We start from the raw sequence: 15,939 nt of genomic DNA, 5'->3' as shown, positions 1-15,939 counted from the left end.
GGGTCAGCCCAGGGTGACCGTGGGTACCGGATTGCTGCCGCTCCACGACCCGTTGAACCCGAACGTCACCGAACCCCCGTCGGGAACCGTCCCGTTGTACGGCGCGTTGGAACAGGTGACGGCCGCCCCCGCCTGGGTGCAGTCGGCGTTCCACGCCTGCGTGATCCGCTGCCCCGCACCGAAGTCCCAGCTCACCTTCCACGACGACAGCGCCGCACCCGAGCAGGCGATCCGCACCTGCCCGGTGAAGCCGGTGCCCCACTGACTGCCGACGCTGTACACCGCCGCGCACGCGCCGGTCGGGGGTGTCGTGGTGCCCCCGAGCGACGCGGCGATCGCGTGGTACGCCGGTTTCGAGAGGGTCGAGCGGTAGGTGCCGTCCTCGTTGAAGGGCTCGTTGACGACGTCCCAGGCGGCGATCCGGCCCTTGTAGCGGCCGGCCTCGGTGGTGATGTGGTGGTGCAGGAGGGTGCCGAGCTGGGCGGGCGTCCAGCTGCCGTTGGTCAGCCAGCTCGGGTTCTGGCTGTGCCAGACCAGGGTGTGGCCGCGCACCTCCTGGCCGTGGGCCTCGGCGAAGTCCACGATCCGGTCGGCCTCGGCCCAGTCGAAGTTCCCTCGGGTCGGCTCGACCGAGCCCCACTTCATGGCGTTGCCGGGGGTGAGCCAGTTGAACTCCCGGCCCGTGATGTCGCCGTAGGTCCCGGTGAGCTTGGAGCCGGTGACCGCCGTGCCCATGACCCTGCCCTTGGCGGCGGCGAGGTCGCGCAACGGGACGTCGGCGGCGTGGGCGGCCGGAGTGCCGGCGGTGAGCAGGGCGCCGACGGCTGCGGCGCCGGCGCACAGGGCCGCGAGGCGGCGTCCCAGGCGGGTTCGGGAGGTTCTCATGACAGGTGCCTCCGAAAGTTTCGGTCGTGCAACCGATTGGCTTCGGGGGAGTGTGGAGGCGCCCGGCCCACCCGTCAACAGGTCACCTTCCGGCCAGCGGCGGCGCCCCCGTGCTCGTCCGCACCACCAGGCTGGTGGCCAGCTCGACCCGGGTCGCCGGCGGGGCCTCCTGCGACCGCCCCAGCTCCAGCACCAGCCGGGCGGCGGCCTCCGCCATCTCGGTCAGCGGCTGCCGCACCGTCGTCAGCGGCGGGCCCACCCAGCGGGCCACCGGCAGGTCGTCGAAGCCGACCACGCTGACGTCCTCCGGGATGCGCAGGCCCAGCTCACGGGCCGCCTCGTAGAGGCCGAGGGCCTGGAGGTCGTTGCCGGCGAAGACGGCGGTGGGCCGGTCGGGGCGGGCGAGCAGCTCGCGGCCGAGCCGGTAGCCGGTCTCGTGGTGGAAGTCGCCGGTCTTGACCAGCCCCGGGTCGACCGGCAGTCCGGCCGTCTCCAGGGCGGCCCGGTAGCCGTCGACGCGGGCCCGGCTGCACATCATCTGCGGGGGCCCGCTGATCGCCCCGATCCGCCGGTGCCCCAGCTCGACCAGGTGCCGCGTGGCGGCCAGCCCGCCCTGCCAGTTGGTGGCGCCGATGGACGGCACGTCGGCACCCGGGTCGCCGGCCGGGTCCATCACCACGAAGGGGATGGACCGGCTGGTCAGCAGCGCGCGCTGGGACTCGTCGAGCCCGGACAGCACGAGGACGACGCCGTGCGGGCGGCGGGCGGCGACCTGGTCGGCCCAGGTCCGTCCGGGGGTGAGCCGCCCGGCGCTCTCGCTCAGCACGACGCTCAGACCGGCGTCCCGCGCGACGTTCTCCACGCCCCGGATGACCTCCATCGCCCACGCGCTCTCCAGCTCGTGGAAGACCAGGTCGATCAGGGGCGAACGGGTCGCCTCGGCGCGCCGGCGCCGGTAGCCGTGGGCGCGCAGCAGCTCCTCGACGCGGGTGCGGGTCGCGGGGGCGACGTCGGCGCGGCCGTTGAGGACCTTCGAAACAGTCGGCGCCGAGACGCCGGCCTCGCGGGCGATCTCCGCGAGGGTGGCCGTCTGTGCCGTCGAACGCTGTGTCGGCCGGTCTTCCGTCCGCGTTTCAGCGGGCTCCGAGGGTGTCATGGCGGCGATCGTATCCCCGCGCGACCTCTTGACGAACCCCTCGCCGGGTCATAGGTTCCCGGAACATTCGAAGTACAGCTCGAAACATTCGTACGGTTCGATTCCCGACTGGTGGCTCACCGACCCCCTGACAGGAGTTTCATGACCACCGCCCCCTGGCGTGACCCCGCCCTGACGGCCGCCGACCGCGTCGACGACCTCCTCTCCCGGATGACCCTGGAGGAGAAGACCGCCCAGCTGTACGGCGTGTGGGTGGGTGCCGAGACGGACGGCGACGGAGTCGCCCCGCACCAGCACGACATGACCGCCGATTACGACTGGGACGAGCTGATCACCCGGGGGCTCGGCCAGCTGACCCGTTCCTTCGGCACCGCCCCCGTGGACCCGGCGCTCGGGGCCCGCGCCCTGGCCCGCGCCCAGCGCCGGATCGCCGGGGCGAGCCGGTTCGGCATCCCGGCGCTCGCGCACGAGGAGTGCCTGGCCGGCTTCACCGCCTGGCGCGCCACCGCGTACCCGGTCCCGCTGGCCTGGGGCGCCTCCTTCGACCCGCCACTGGTGGAGGAGATGGCCCGGCACATCGGCCGTGACCTGCGCGCGGTGGGTGTCCACCAGGGGCTGGCCCCCGTCCTGGACGTCGTCCGCGACCCGCGGTGGGGGCGGGTCGAGGAGACGATCGGCGAGGACCCGTACCTGGTGGGCACGGTCGGCGCGGCCTATGTCCGCGGCCTGGAGTCGGCCGGGGTCGTCGCCACGCTCAAGCACTTCGCCGGGTACGCCTCCTCGGCCGGGGCCCGCAACCTGGCCCCGGTCAGGGCGGGCACCCGCGAGTTCGCGGACGTGACGCTGCCGCCGTTCGAAATGGCGCTGCGCGAGGGCGGGGCGCGTTCGGTGATGGCGGCGTACACCGAACGCGACGGCGTCCCGGCGTCGGCGGACCCCGAGCTGCTGACGGACCTCCTGCGCGGGGAGTGGGGCTTCACCGGCACGGTCGTCGCCGACTACTTCGGCATCGGCTTCCTGCAGACCCTGCACCGGGTGGCGGACACTGCCGCGCAGACGGCCCGGCTGGCGCTGGCGGCGGGCATCGACGTGGAACTGCCGACGGTGAAGTACTACGGGGAGGAGCTGGTCACGGCCGTCCGGGAGGGCACGGTCCCGGAGGAGCTGGTCGACCGGGCCGCCCGCCGGGTGCTCCTGCAGAAGTGCGAGCTGGGGCTGCTCGACGAGGACTGGCGGCCGGAGCCGCCGGGAGCGCGTGAGTCGTCGGACGCGCAGGGGTCGTCGGCGCCGTGGGAGTCCGAGCGGATCGACCTCGACTCGGCGGGCAACCGGGCGCTGGCCCGCCGGCTGGCGGAGGAGTCGGTGGTCCTGCTGGACAACCCGGACGGCCTGCTGCCCCTGCCCCCCGACACCCGGGTGGCGGTGGTGGGCCCGCGGGCGGCGGACGCCCTCGCGATGCTCGGCTGCTACTCCTTCCCCTCCCACGTCCTCACCCATCACCCCGGGGTGGAGCTCGGCATCGAGATCCCGACGCTGCTGGAGTCGCTGCGCACCGAACTGCCCGACGCGAAGGTGACGTTCGCCGAGGGCTGCGGGGTGTCGGACCCGGACACGGCGGGCTTCGAGGAGGCGGTGGCGCGCACGGCGGAGGCGGACGTCTGCGTGGCGGTCCTGGGCGACCGGGCGGGCCTGTTCGGCCGGGGTACCTCTGGCGAGGGCTGCGACGTGGCCGACCTGCGGCTGCCCGGCGTCCAGGCCGAGCTGCTGGACGCGCTCGTCGCGACGGGCGTCCCGGTCGTCCTGGTGCTGCTCACCGGCCGCCCCTATGCGCTGGGCCGCTGGCACGGCCGGCTGGGTGCGGTCGTCCAGGCCTTCTTCCCCGGCGAGGAGGGGGGTCCGGCGGTGGCGGGGGTGCTGTCGGGCCGCGTCAACCCCTCGGGCCGGCTGCCCGTGAGCGTGCCGCGTGAGGCGGGCGGCCAGCCGTGGACCTACCTCCAGCCGCCGCTGGGCCTCGCGGGCCAGGTCAGCAACCTCGACCCGACCCCGCTGTACCCGTTCGGGCACGGCCGCTCGTACACGACGTTCGCCTGGGAGGACGTCGAGGGCACGGAGGCGGGGGCCGGCACGCAGGCGCACGCCCACACGAGACCGGAGACCGGCACGCAGGCGGAGGCCGGCGGTACGGGTCCGGGCACCGGCGCGGGTGCGGAGACCGGCACGGAGGCGGAGATCGGCACGGAGGCGGAGATCGGCACCGACGGCGGGTACGACCTGTCCCTGACCGTCCGCAACACCGGGGACCGGGCCGGGACCGAGGTCGTCCAGCTCTACCTGCACGACCCGGTGGCCTCCGTGACCCGCCCGGACGTCCGGCTGATCGGGTACCGGCGCGTCACCCTGGAACCGGGCGAGGCGGCCCGGGTGACCTTCCCCTTCCACACCGACCTGTCGGCGTTCACCGACCGGTCCGGCCGTCGGGTGGTCGAACCGGGCGTCCTTGAACTGCGGCTGGGCCCCTCCAGCGCGGACGTACGGCACACGGCACGGCTGAACCTCACCGGGCCGGTGCGCGAGACGGGGGCGGACCGGCGGCTGCGGTGCGAGGCGCGGGTGACGGGCGGCTGAGGGGGCGGTGCGGGGATCCCCGCCCCGCCCGGTGCCGCCCGGTGCCGCCCGGCGCCGGCCTGCCGGAGCGGCGTGAGCTGTCCCGGCGGCCGGGGGTGCCGGAACGCCCGGTGGGGCCCCCGCGGCTGCGGAGGCCCCACCGTCGACGTGCCGGCCGGTGCTCAGTTCCGGCCGCGCCCGCTGAAGAACAGAGCCGCTATGCCGACGAGCACCAGCACCAGGACACCGTCCACGGCGACGGACCCGGCGTCCACCACCCGCTTCTGCAGAGCGGGCAGTTGAGCCATGCAGAAGACGCCCGTGCACACGCACCACAGCCCGAACAGCCGGGGCCGGCCGACGTGCGAGAGCTGGGACGGCGCCCAGCCCGCGAGGACGGAGACGCAGCCCAAGAGAGCGAGTGCGCACCCCACCGCGAAGGCGGTGTAGTCCACGATCCTGTTCACGTTCTCCTCTTCCTCATCCGCTATTCCGCGCTCACGCTGGGATAGCCGAACTTGATCTTGAGTTTCACGCCGCGGTGCGGGTGGTTGTAGAGACAGGTCTGCAGCTTGGCGCTGAGCCACCAGTAGTAGGCCGAGATGACGCCACCGAGTGCGGCGGCCAGCGCGCCCACGCCGGTCGCCCAGGCGTAGAGGCCGATCATGGCGGCGATCACCGCGGTCGTCGCCGCGCGCTCGTTGAACCGGTTGACCACCTTCCAGCCCCGCGCGTTCGTCATGTCCATCTCATAGCCCCACCAGTGCCAGCCGTGCTTGTTGTAGTTGTGCTTGCTGAGACCGGTGAGGTCGAGGCAGGTGACGGGGTTGCCGGAGCAGTAGTCGTAGGCGTTGGAGTTGCCGCCGTAGGCCGCGTCCCGGCTCAGGAAGCGGCCGGTTGCCGGGTCGTAGAGCCTGGCGCCCATGAGCGAGTAGCCGCTGAGCGTGTCGCCGGAGCGCTGGAAAGCGCCCAGCCAGTCGTACCCGGTGCCTTGGGTGGAGTCGGCGAGGACGTTGCCGTACTCGTCGTAGTGGCGCGCGGTACTGGCCACCGACGTGTCCAGCGGCTCCTGCACGGTGACGTCGCCGTGCAGGTCGGACAGCTGGAGCACGACACCGCCCGTGGCGGTCGTGATCGCCGTGAGGTTCCCGCCGAGGTCCCGGACGTACCGCGCGACGGCGGTGCCGGTCATGCTCCACGCGGGGCTGTCCGACGCGTCGCCGTAGTGGCCGGTCGTCGTGCTGACCGTGCTCCAGCTGCCGTCCGCGCCCTCGGTCTGGGCCGTCTGCCCGGCCAGGCGCCCGGCGGCGTCCAGGGTCCAGGTGGTGCGGCTGGTGCCGACCGTCTCGGACGCGACCAGGTCGTTGGTGTAGTACGCGAGGGACGTGGTGTCGCTCGTGGTGGTGCGCCCGAAGGCGTCGTAGCGGTAGCCGCCGCTCACCAGGCGGTCGGCCGTGTCGTAGGTGTACGACGTGGTGGCCGTGGTGGCGTCGGCGGTGGCGCTGTCGCAGTCGTCCGACGTGGTCGTCAGCGCCGTGCGGTTGCTGCTCGCGTCGAAGGTGTACGCGCGGGTCGTGCACCCGGCCGTGGTGGTGTCCGCGGCCCGGGTGAGGCGGCCGGCGCTGTCGTAGGTGTAGGCGGACTGGACGGTGGTGCCGTCGGTCTGGGTGTGGCCGGACCGGTGGCCGTCGACCGTGTAGCCGGCGGTGTCGGAGGCGACCGTGGTGCCGTCGGCGGCGGTGTACGTGCGGCCCGTGAACTGCCCGGCCGGGTCGGTGTCCACGCTCAGCGCGTACCCCCCGGGCAGGGTCTCGGAGACCAGCGTGCCGTCGGCGTCGTAGGTTCCGGTGAAGGCGCCCGCGACGGAGTCGGTCAGGGACGTGAGGTCACCGGCGGTGCTGTAGCCGTACGTCACCGTGGACGGCGCCGAGTCGGTGCGCTTGACCGGGCGGTCCAGGGTGTCGTACGCGGTGGTGGTGGTGTTGCCCGCGCCGTCCCCGTACGAGACCGGGCGGCCCAGGTCGTCGTAGCCGTACGTGACGGTGTGGCCGTTGGACGACCGGGTGGCGAGCCGGCCGTCGTCCTGGTCGTAGGTCGACGTGGTGGCGGGGGTGGCAGTGCCCGTCCCGCCGGTGACCGTCTGCTGGGTGACGCGGCCCGCGGCGTCCACCGTGGTGGTGGTCGTACGGGTCACGCCGGCGGCGGTCTCGGCCTTGGTCGCGACCTGGCCCCAGCGGTCGTAGGTGTAGACGGTGGTGACCGCGTCGACCGGGTTGGAGCCGCCGCCGCTGATCGCCGCCGCGGGGGCGGTCCGGCAGAGCAGACCGTCCCACTCCGCCGAGGCGCACGTGCCCGTGGCCGTCGCGCTGTAGTAGGTGTAGTTCAGCGTGTCGGCGTCCGAGCCGGACGAGCCCTCGGTGCGGGTGGTGGCCACCCGGCCCGAGGCGTCGTAGGTGGCGACGACGTCGGTGGTCGCGCTGTCCGTGGTGGACTTCTGCTGGCCCGTCGCCCAGTCGTAGGTGTAGGTCACCGTGTGGGTCTCGGCGTCGGAGGCGTAGCCCGGGATCGCCGCGCCCGTCACCTTGGAGGTGAGCAGGCCGGAGACCGCCGCGCCGGCGGGCCGGTTCTCGTCGTAGCTGAAGGCGGTGTGGGCACGGGCCGGGACCACCGAGCCGGCGGGCAGCGTGGAGTCGCTGGTGGAGCCGGGCAGTTCCTGGGTGAGCGTGACCTGGTGCAGCGGCCCGTAGGTGTCGGTGACGTGGGTGCCGTCGGCCGAGTACGCGGAGACCGTGGCCAGTTGGCGGGCGCGGTCGGCCGTGGACAGTCCGGCCAGGCCCAGCTCCGTCAGTTCGTCGGAGGAGCTGCTGAGCGCCAGGGCCCTGTCGGCCGCGGTGAGCTGGGCGGTGGTGTTGCCGAACTCGTCGTGTTCGGTGGTGGTGATGCCGCCACCGGGGCTCGCCGTGTCGGTCTGCGCGCCGTCGGCGTCGATGTAGGCGACGGTGGCCCGCGCGTATGCGGAGGCCGTCAGGTCGGCGCCGGTGCTGGACGACGGAACGGAGTCGGCCGGGAAGACGGCGGTGGCGTCCGTCGGCGCCTCGTCCTGTGCCCAGGTGGCGACCGTGGCGGCGTCCATCTGGTAGGGAGCCGCGGCGCCGGACAGCGGCACGTCGTAGACGACCGTGGTGGTGGCCGTGCCGGACGTGGTGTCCGCGCTGCCCACGGCCAGGGCGGGGCGGGACGCCTTCAGCAGCATGCCCTCGCCCGCGGTGAGCGCGGAACCCGCGCTGCCGTACGTGAACGTCCAGGGCAGCTCACCCGCGGGGGTGAGGGTGGCGACGCGGCCGTCGGCGCCGTAGGTGTACTGCGTCTTCAGGGCCGGGCTGATCCGCGGATCCCACACCTGGGTCAGGTGCCCGGAGGTGTCGTACGCGTAGGAGGCGACGGTCTCGGCGGTGGCGGCCGCGGCGCCCGGGGTGGTGGCCCACAGCCTGATCGCCTTGACCTGGCCGGTGAAGTCGCCCGCCACGCTGCCGGTGGCCGTGGTGGAGGTCGCGTAGACGAACTCCAGGACCCGGCAGCCCTTCGTGGCCGGGGTGGCCTGGCAGGTGGCCGCCGTGGCCGCGCCGGTCGGCGAGATCACGTACTTGGGGCGGGCCAGCGTGGTGCTCCCGGAGGTGACCGTCTCGGAGACGGTGGTCACCGTGGAGTCGTCGACCGCCGAGGCGTACGAGGACAGCGTCCAGGTCGTCGCGCCGGTGGCCGCCTTCCTGAACACCGTGGTGTCGGCGTCCGTGTCGGTCAACGTGAACGTCGAGCCCGTCAGGCTGCCCGTCAGGGTCAGGTCGGCGAAGTCGTCCTCCGGCTGCCAGCCGCCGGCGGACGTCGCTGTGAAGGCGACGGAAGCGCCGTCGCCGGAGAGCAGTTCGACGGAGGTGGGGGACGTCTCGCGCAGCTGGGTGTAGTCGGCCGACTCACCGGTGACGGACGGGACCCAGCCGGGGCCGAAGATCTTCGCCTGCCCCTCGGTGTCGGTGGCGTTGGCGCGCGAGGAGTAGGTGCGCTCCACGTCGGCCGCGAACGCGGAGGCGTCGGTGGCCGACAGCGTGTAGTCGCCGGTGAGTTCGTTGACCTGGCCGGGTCCCACCGGGGCGGTCGGGGCGGTGCCCGCGTCGCGGTCCAGGGTGACGTCGACGGTCTGCGAGTTCCCGGTGGTGGTGCCGTCCGTGAAGGCGGCCCGCAACTGGATCACGCCGTCCTCGGAGAGGCTGGCGACCGTGTTCCACACCAGTTTGGTCGCGGTGCCGCCCGTGACGGCGACCGGCCAGGAGGAGACGGCGGTGCCGGAGGCGGTGACGTCGCCGACCGGGACGGTGTGCCAGGAGTCGGTCTCGCCACGGCGGAACTGCCAGGTCACCCCGGTGTAGGAGCTCAGGCCCCTGGCGGCCAGGGTGAGGCGTCGGGCCGTGGTGTCCCCGTTCTGCGGGGAGAGGATCGCGGCTCCGTCCGCGCCGACGCCGAAGCTGTACCCCGTGGTCGCCGAGGAGAGGTTGCCGCCGGAGTCGACCGTGCGCGCGTACAGCGTGTGCCAGCCGTTCGCCGGATCGATGCTGACGGTCTGCGCGTCACCGCCGCTGCCGTCGGTGGTGTCCAGCTTCCTGTCGGGCAGCGAGGAGTCGTCCAGGCCCCAGAGGTAGCCGTCGCCGTCGGTGGAGGAGGTGTCGAGCGTGCAGGACACGGCGCCGGAGGCCTTCGCCGTCCAGCCGTTCGCCGGGTACGTGGCACACGTGACGGTGGGCGCGGCGGGCAGCGCGGTGTTCAGCACGAACGTCGTGTAACCCGACCAGGAGCCGTAGTCCGTCCCGTCGTACGCCCGTACCCGGAACCGCAGGTGCGATCCGGCCGGGAAGGCCGAGCCCGACGGGACGGCCAGGGTGGAGGTGGAGCCGGAGGGCACGGTCTTGCCGTACGCGGTGTACGTGTAGGTGGTGTCGGCGTAGGCCGGGTCCGGGGTGATCTCGAACTGCGCCTGCGCGTTGCCGCCGTCCGCGTCGGTAACGTTCGCCGACAGGCTCGGGGTCAGCGAGGTCACGTACCGCTTGCCGTTGTAGGCGTTGACCTGCGACGGGGCGATCGTCGAAGCGGAGGTCGTGGCGTAGGAGTTGTAGGTCACGACGAGCTTCGGCGCGTAGCCGGGGGTGGAGTAGTTCGCCGAGCGGAACCGGCGCCAGCTGGTGGAGTCCGTCTCGTCGGCGCTGCGGATCTGCAGTCCGTAGTTGGCGGAGCCGTCCGCCCAGGCCTGGACGATCGACTGGAGGTTCCAGTTGGACCAGTTGGCGGCGCAGGTGGAGTTGAAGCCCCAGTGGCCGGTGTTGGTCGCCATGCCGGTCGTGGTGGTCGCCGGCTGGGCGCCCCAGGTGATCGACGAGGACGACCAGGAGGCGGTGATCCGGCGGGCCTGGGTGGCCGCGCCGCTGGTGGAACAGGTCGCCGAGTAGTAGTTGTACAGCGACATCGTGGCCGCCGTGACGTGCTTGCCGGCGAACTTCGACGCGTCGAACATCAGGTACGACCGGGCGGTGTCCGTGCCGCCGTCGTACGTGCCCGACTTCAGCTCCTCGGAGGAGATCTGGGAGTCGGTGTAGTCCGGGTTCTGCACCCAGGTGTCGGTGGTGACGGCGAGGGTGGTGGTCGGGTCGACGGTCACCGGGTAGGCGGCGGTGGCCAGGAACGTCGGGTCGGGCGTCAGGACGAGGGTCTGGGAGCCGTCGGAGGCGGTGTCGATCCTCGTCGCCACCTGCTGCTGGTGGGCCGACTCACCGGAGCGGGAATCCTTGCTCGCGTCCCACATCATGGGCGCGGGGGCCTCGGCGACGAGCTTGCCGCCGGTGTCCTTCAGCAGCAGGTGCCCGGAGGCGGCCCGGGACAGCTTCAGCCCGTCCAGCCTCAGCGGGATCCGGTACGAGACGGCGTCGCCGTCGGGCTTGTGCGCGAGCCGGATGTCCTCCGAGAAACCCTGCGCGAGTGCGGTGACCGAGAGGGTCTGCCCGCCGCCGAGGGCGTAGGAGGCCGTGTTGCGCCGCACCTGGGGGGTGGGCAGCGCGGCGCTCCAGCCCAGGCCGAAGGTCTCCTTGCCCCTGCTGACCGAGGCGAGTCCGCTGTCGCCGCCGTCGGAGACGGTGATGTCGGCGGCGGCCGCGGCGGGGGTGAGGTGGGCGCCGGTGTCGGACAGCGCGGTGTCGATGTTCTTCCAGGTGCCGCCGACCTTGGTCCGCACCGGGCCGGCGTACGCCTCGGTCTGCATCCGCCCGTTCGGCAGGGCGTAGGTCGTGGAGTCGGCCGTCCGCTCCGGGAGCACCTCGATCCGGCGGTGGCGCAGGCGGGCCGTCAGCATCGCCGACGCCTCGTCCTGTGCCTGGTCGGGTGCCGTCGGCGTGCCGGTCCGGGCCGTCCGGCCGGTGGCCGGGGCGGCCTTCGCGGTGGCGGCGAAGGACAGCCCGGTGCCCTGGTCGACCAGGGCGATCTGGGCGGCGAGCACGAGCAGCACGGCCGTGGCCGTGCTGCGGATGCTCCGGGATCGCCCTCTGTATCTGTGTCTGTGACGCATGTCGGGTGATCATCGCTTTGGGCCCGCCACGGGCACGGGGACCGGTCAACGGTCCGTCCGCGAACGATCAAGACCGGTCAAAAGCGGGTGTCGGCGGGCGGTTCGAGCCCGCCCGGCCGCCCCTTTCGTCCCGGTCCGGCGACCGCCTTCGTTCTCGACTCGGCAAAGGGCGGGTTGCCCATCTCTTGACGGGATATGGGGGCAAAGGGCGCATGACCGGCGGGCGGCGCGCGGGAATCGGTTCATACCTCGTCCACACCCTGTGCCAGAATCCGGCGAAGATCCCTCACACGAGTGACAGGAATACGCCTCCCATGGACATACGGCGGCCTTCGGCCCTGCGCGAGTGGCTGCTCGTCGCGTCCATGCTGGCGCTGGCCTGGCTGCCCCGGGCCGTCTTCCTGTCGGTGCTGCTCCTCGTGATCGCGTGGTGGGGCTCGTGGTGGTGGGCGCTGGTGCCGTTGTTCCTGGTCGCCGGTGACATCGTGCGGTCCGCCGGGAGCCGCGAGCCGCTGCCCGGCCGGGCCGTACGCCCCGCCGAGGAACCGGAGCTGGCCGCTCTGGTGCGGGACGTGGCCGAACGGATCGGCTTCCGCGAGCCGCTCCTGGTCCGGATCGTGCCCGGCGTCCAGGCGTCCCTGGGACCGGCGCGGGTGGCCGGCGTACGCGCCTACACCCTCCTTCTGGGCCTGCCCCTGCTGCGCGCGCTGACCGAGGCCCAGCTGGCGTCCGTGATCGCGCACGAACTCGCGCACGAGCAGCACCTCCGCGACCGCCGCGCCACCCTGCTGCGGTCCGCCCGCGGCCGGTTGGCGGACCGCCTGGACAGCCGCGTGCGCCCGCTCGCGCCGCTCGCCGCCCCGCTGCTGCGCGCCACCCAGCCGCTGCTGTGGCGGGCGGAGACGGCCGCCGACGCCGACGCCGCCCGCGTCGCGGGCAGCGCGGCGACCGCCGAGGCGCTGCGGCGGACGAGCCTGCTGGACTCCGTGTTCGACGGCCTCGGCGACACCTGGCTGTCGGCGCTGGCCGAGGAGGACTCCTACCCGGAGGACCTCTACGACGCCCTCGACACCGCCCTGAAGGACCCGCACGTGGTCCGCCGCGCCGCCCGCTCCGCCGCCGAGCAGGACGTCCTCGACCCGTACGCCGCCGACGACCACCCGCCGTTCGCCGAGCGGACGGCCGCGCTGCCGCCCCACCCCGACTCCCCCTACGGGGCCGAACCGCTGCGGCTGCGCACCGCCGCGGCCGTCGCGCACTGGTGCGTCCGCGACCTCACCCATCTGCACGGAGAACACCTGGAGGACGAGCCGGACGAGGCCCTGCGCCCGGTGCGTCTGCTCGACCTGCCCGACGAGCGTCTCCACGAACTCGGCGACGACACCGGCCGGCTCCTGCTGGCGGCGACCGGCGAGGAGACCCCGGCGGCGGCGGTGGCCGCGGCCCTGGACGCGATGGCCGACGGCGCCGGCCCCCGGCTGGCCCGCCGCCTGGAACCCGGGCTGCGCCGGGCGCCGGACACCGTCCGCCCGGTCCTCACCCGGAGCGTCCTGGCCGCCGCCGTGAGCCGGCCCCTCGCGGAGGTACTGCGCACGTCCGGCTGGACGTACGCCGGCCGCTGGCTGAACACGGTCCTCGTCGCACCCGGCGGCGACACCGCCGTCGACCTGCACGAACTGGTCGGCCGGGCGGCGGCCGACGGGGACACCGGGCCGATACGCGCCCTGACCGGGGCCGCCGCACCGAAGGAGCGGGCCGTATGAGACCCCCCGGACCCGCCCTGCGGGTCGGACTGGTCGGCGCGGCGGTCACGCTCGTCGGCTACGCCCTGTTCGCCGCCTGGCTGGGCCTGCACCTGCGGCAGCACCTCGACGCCCGTGACCGGGCCACGGCGACGGCCGCCGGCGTGGTCGTCCAGGACGGCATCGGAGACGAGGACGACATCCGCGTACGCTGGACGGACGGCGCCGGCCGCGAGCACGTACAGCGCTTCGGCGTCTACGACACGGACCGCTACGCCGAGGACCGGCCCTTCCCGGTCGCCTACGACCCCGCCTCCGCCGACCCCCGGGGCTTTCCGGCCGACGGGGACGAGACCGTCACCGAGGACGACCTGCTCGTCCCCCTCGCTCTCGGCGGCGCCGTCGCCCTCCTGCTGACCGGCGTCTGGGCCCGGCGCGGCCTGCGCTTCCTGCTGACGGCGCGGCGGCCCGGCCGTACCGCGACGGCCGCCGTGCGCCTCGGCCGACGCCCGGCGGCGATGTGGCGTGAGCCGATGACGACCTGGCTGAGACTGTCGTCGCGCGAGGCCGGCACCTGCTGGCAGCGCGTCATGTGGCACCCGGCGCTGGACGACGTCCGAGGGCCCGCACCGGTCACCGTGCACCACGCGAGCGCCGGCCGCCGCCGTCCCGTCGTCGTGGCCCTGGCGGACGGCACCCGCCTCGTCCCCCTCGGCCGCCCGCGCGAACGCCCGCCGCTGAACGTGCTGTTCGACGACCACGAGGCGGTCCGCGCCGATCTGCGGGACGCCTTCGTCCTCCCGGCCGGCACCGTCGTACGTCCCGCTCCGCCCCGGTGGCGTCACGGCCTCCTGCTCGCCGCGACCGCAGCCGCCCTCGGCCTGGTGACGGGCCTCGTCCTGACGGGCGCGAGCCCGGTGGGCACGGTGGCCTTCACGCTGTCCGGGGCGACGCTGATCACGTCGGTGTGGGTGCTGTCGTCCCCCCAGTGAGACGCGCTGCCGCCCGGGCGCGGAGTGAGACGCGCTGCCGCCCCGGCGCCGGCGGCGCGCTCCGCACGCCGCCACCCGACGGTCAGGCCTCGCCCGTCACCGACTCGAACCGCCACCGGTGCACCGGGCGGGTCACCAAGGCGCCGTCCGGCTCGAGCAGTTCGGGCAGTGCGGCGTCGTACTCCGCGTCCCACCAGGTGATGACCAGCACCCGGTCCTGCGGGGCCCGGAAGGTCTCCCGGCGCACGGGCCGCGGGGACAGCGTCTGCTCCCGCGCCCAGGCCAGCAGTTCCCCGCCGCGGCCGTCCGCCGCCCGGGCCTCCCACATCAGCGCGACCGTCACGAGTACAGGTTCTCCTTGCTGACCTCGTGCACATGGTCGTGACCCTGGGCGTGCGCGGCGCCCGGCACATGCGGGTCGGTCACCGGCAGGGAGGAGTCCGCCGACAGGTCCCAGTCGGAGGCCGACCGGTTGCGGGCGACCATCTCCGCGCCCAGGGCGGCGACCATCGCGCCGTTGTCCGTGCACAGCTTGGGCCGCGGCACCCGCAGCCGGACACCGGCCGCCTCGCAGCGCTCCCGGGCGAGGGCGCGCAGCCGGGAGTTGGCCGCGACCCCGCCGCCGATCATCAGGTGGTCGACGCCCTCGTCCTTGCAGGCCCGTACGGCCTTGCGGGTGAGTACGTCGACGACCGCCTCCTGGAAGGAGGCCGCCACGTCCCGCACCGGCACCTCCTCGCCCGCCGCGCGCCTGGCCTCGATCCAGCGGGCCACGGCCGTCTTCAGCCCTGAGAAGGAGAAGTCGTACGCCGGGTCGCGCGGGCCGGTCAGCCCGCGCGGGAACGCGATCGCCGCGGGGTCGCCCTCGCGCGCGTACCGGTCGATGACGGGACCGCCGGGGAAGCCGAGGTTCAGCACCCGGGCGATCTTGTCGAAGGCCTCGCCGGCGGCGTCGTCGATGGTGGCGCCCATCGGGCGGACGTCGGAGGTGATGTCCGAGGACAGCAGGAGGGAGGAGTGGCCGCCGCTCACCAGCAGCGCCATCGTCGGCTCCGGCAGCGGGCCGTGCTCCAGCTGGTCCACGCAGATGTGGGAGGCGAGGTGGTTCACGCCGTACAGCGGCTTGCCCAGCGCGTACGCGTACGCCTTCGCCGCCGAGACGCCGACGAGCAGGGCGCCCGCGAGACCGGGACCGGCCGTGACCGCGATGCCGTCCAGGTCCCTGGCGGTGACCCCCGCCTCCTTCAGTGCCCGGTCGATGGTCGGGACCATCGCCTCCAGGTGCGCCCGGGAGGCGACCTCCGGCACGACGCCGCCGAAGCGGGCGTGCTCGTCGACGCTGGAGGCGACGGCGTCCGCCAGCAGGGTGGTGCCGCGGACGATGCCGACGCCGGTCTCGTCGCAGGAGGTCTCGATCCCCAGGACCAGGGGTTCGTCAGCCATTGATCTCGGTTCCTCGCACTGATGTCGATGGGTCGGTGAGGCGCATCACCAGGGCGTCCACGTTCCCCGGCTGGTAGTAGCCCCGTCGGAAGCCGATGGGCTCGAAGCCGTGGCGCTCGTACAGCTTCTGGGCGCGGACGTTGTCGACCCGGCACTCGAGCATGACCTCGGCGCACTCGAACTCGGTCGCCGCGTGCAGCAGCGCGGTGAGCAGCCGGCTGCCGAGGCCGGTGCCCTGGTGGTCGCGGGCGACGGCGATGGTCTGGATGTCGGCGCCTGCGACGGAGTCTCCGTCGGACGCGACGCCGGAGGAGGCCAGGCCCGCGTAGCCGACGATCCGGCCGCCGGCCTCGGCGACCACATAGCGGCGGGTGGCCTCGGGGCCGCGGGAGTGCGCCAGCTCGGACCAGAACATGCCGCGCGACCAGGCGTCCTCGGGGAAGAGGTTCTTCTCGAGTTCGAGGACGGGGTCGATGTCCCACCAGCGCATCTCACGCAGCACGGGCGCCTCGG

10 protein-coding genes are annotated in these 15,939 nt (G+C 73.7%); 3 read left to right on the top strand and 7 right to left on the bottom strand.

Annotated elements, in window-relative coordinates:
• Nucleotides 1-3 precede the first annotated feature (3 nt).
• Nucleotides 4-885 (bottom strand): endo-1,4-beta-xylanase, encoded by an 882-nt coding sequence (locus tag ACZ4YY_RS19245; RefSeq protein ID WP_468291180.1) that lies wholly within the window; start codon nucleotides 883-885, stop codon nucleotides 4-6.
• A gap of 82 nt (nucleotides 886-967) precedes the next feature.
• Entirely contained in the window at nucleotides 968-2,041 is a 1,074-nt protein-coding gene (locus ACZ4YY_RS19240; protein ID WP_468291178.1) for a LacI family DNA-binding transcriptional regulator, read from the bottom strand.
• A gap of 141 nt (nucleotides 2,042-2,182) precedes the next feature.
• Here ACZ4YY_RS19240 and ACZ4YY_RS19235 point away from each other — a divergent pair, with 141 nt between their 5' ends.
• Nucleotides 2,183-4,666 (top strand): glycoside hydrolase family 3 N-terminal domain-containing protein, encoded by a 2,484-nt coding sequence (locus ACZ4YY_RS19235; RefSeq protein ID WP_468291175.1) that lies wholly within the window; start codon nucleotides 2,183-2,185, stop codon nucleotides 4,664-4,666.
• Nucleotides 4,667-4,827: 161 nt separating this feature from the next.
• Here ACZ4YY_RS19235 and ACZ4YY_RS19230 read toward each other — a convergent pair whose 3' ends face one another.
• Nucleotides 4,828-5,112, bottom strand: a complete 285-nt coding sequence (locus tag ACZ4YY_RS19230; protein ID WP_468291172.1) for a hypothetical protein — start codon at nucleotides 5,110-5,112, stop codon at nucleotides 4,828-4,830.
• A 20-nt stretch (nucleotides 5,113-5,132) separates the two neighbouring features.
• Nucleotides 5,133-11,189, bottom strand: a complete 6,057-nt coding sequence (locus ACZ4YY_RS19225) for a DNRLRE domain-containing protein (protein ID WP_468291169.1) — start codon at nucleotides 11,187-11,189, stop codon at nucleotides 5,133-5,135.
• A gap of 374 nt (nucleotides 11,190-11,563) precedes the next feature.
• Here ACZ4YY_RS19225 and ACZ4YY_RS19220 point away from each other — a divergent pair, with 374 nt between their 5' ends.
• Both ACZ4YY_RS19220 and ACZ4YY_RS19215 read left to right on the top strand, forming a co-directional pair.
• The gene (locus ACZ4YY_RS19220) at nucleotides 11,564-13,012 is read left to right on the top strand and encodes a M48 family metalloprotease (protein ID WP_468291166.1); all 1,449 of its coding nucleotides are present in this window, start codon (nucleotides 11,564-11,566) and stop codon (nucleotides 13,010-13,012) included.
• A complete protein-coding gene (locus ACZ4YY_RS19215) occupies nucleotides 13,009-13,983 on the top strand; it encodes a hypothetical protein (RefSeq protein WP_468291163.1) in 975 nt (324 codons plus the stop codon). Before ACZ4YY_RS19220 ends, ACZ4YY_RS19215 begins: the two co-directional genes overlap by 4 nt.
• Nucleotides 13,984-14,065: 82 nt before the next feature.
• Here ACZ4YY_RS19215 and ACZ4YY_RS19210 read toward each other — a convergent pair whose 3' ends face one another.
• The 3 genes from ACZ4YY_RS19210 to rimI are packed head-to-tail and all read right to left on the bottom strand — an operon-like array spanning nucleotide 14,066 to nucleotide 15,916.
• On the bottom strand, nucleotides 14,066-14,326 hold the full coding sequence (locus ACZ4YY_RS19210) for a hypothetical protein (RefSeq protein ID WP_468291160.1): 261 nt from the start codon (nucleotides 14,324-14,326) through the stop codon (nucleotides 14,066-14,068).
• On the bottom strand, nucleotides 14,323-15,426 hold the full coding sequence (gene tsaD / locus ACZ4YY_RS19205; protein ID WP_468291157.1) for a tRNA (adenosine(37)-N6)-threonylcarbamoyltransferase complex transferase subunit TsaD: 1,104 nt from the start codon (nucleotides 15,424-15,426) through the stop codon (nucleotides 14,323-14,325). Before tsaD ends, ACZ4YY_RS19210 begins: the two co-directional genes overlap by 4 nt.
• Nucleotides 15,419-15,916, bottom strand: a complete 498-nt coding sequence (gene rimI / locus ACZ4YY_RS19200; RefSeq protein WP_468291573.1) for a ribosomal protein S18-alanine N-acetyltransferase — start codon at nucleotides 15,914-15,916, stop codon at nucleotides 15,419-15,421. The genes tsaD and rimI overlap by 8 nt, the downstream gene beginning before the upstream one ends.
• Nucleotides 15,917-15,939: the final 23 nt, after the last annotated feature.

The organism is Streptomyces sp. NPDC030143, assembly GCF_055573695.1.
Note: the sequence above shows the minus strand (reverse complement) of the source record. Positions and strands in the feature narration are given on the sequence as shown.

Coding starts and splice junctions, on each gene's coding strand:
- ACZ4YY_RS19245 (WP_468291180.1), bottom strand. CDS start 885: ATGAGAACCTCCCGAACCCGCCTGGGACGCCGCCTCGCGGCCCTGTGC.
- ACZ4YY_RS19240 (WP_468291178.1), bottom strand. CDS start 2,041: ATGACACCCTCGGAGCCCGCTGAAACGCGGACGGAAGACCGGCCGACA.
- ACZ4YY_RS19235 (WP_468291175.1), top strand. CDS start 2,183: ATGACCACCGCCCCCTGGCGTGACCCCGCCCTGACGGCCGCCGACCGC.
- ACZ4YY_RS19220 (WP_468291166.1), top strand. CDS start 11,564: ATGGACATACGGCGGCCTTCGGCCCTGCGCGAGTGGCTGCTCGTCGCG.
- ACZ4YY_RS19215 (WP_468291163.1), top strand. CDS start 13,009: ATGAGACCCCCCGGACCCGCCCTGCGGGTCGGACTGGTCGGCGCGGCG.
- tsaD (WP_468291157.1), bottom strand. CDS start 15,426: ATGGCTGACGAACCCCTGGTCCTGGGGATCGAGACCTCCTGCGACGAG.
- rimI (WP_468291573.1), bottom strand. CDS start 15,916: ATGCGCTGGTGGGACATCGACCCCGTCCTCGAACTCGAGAAGAACCTC.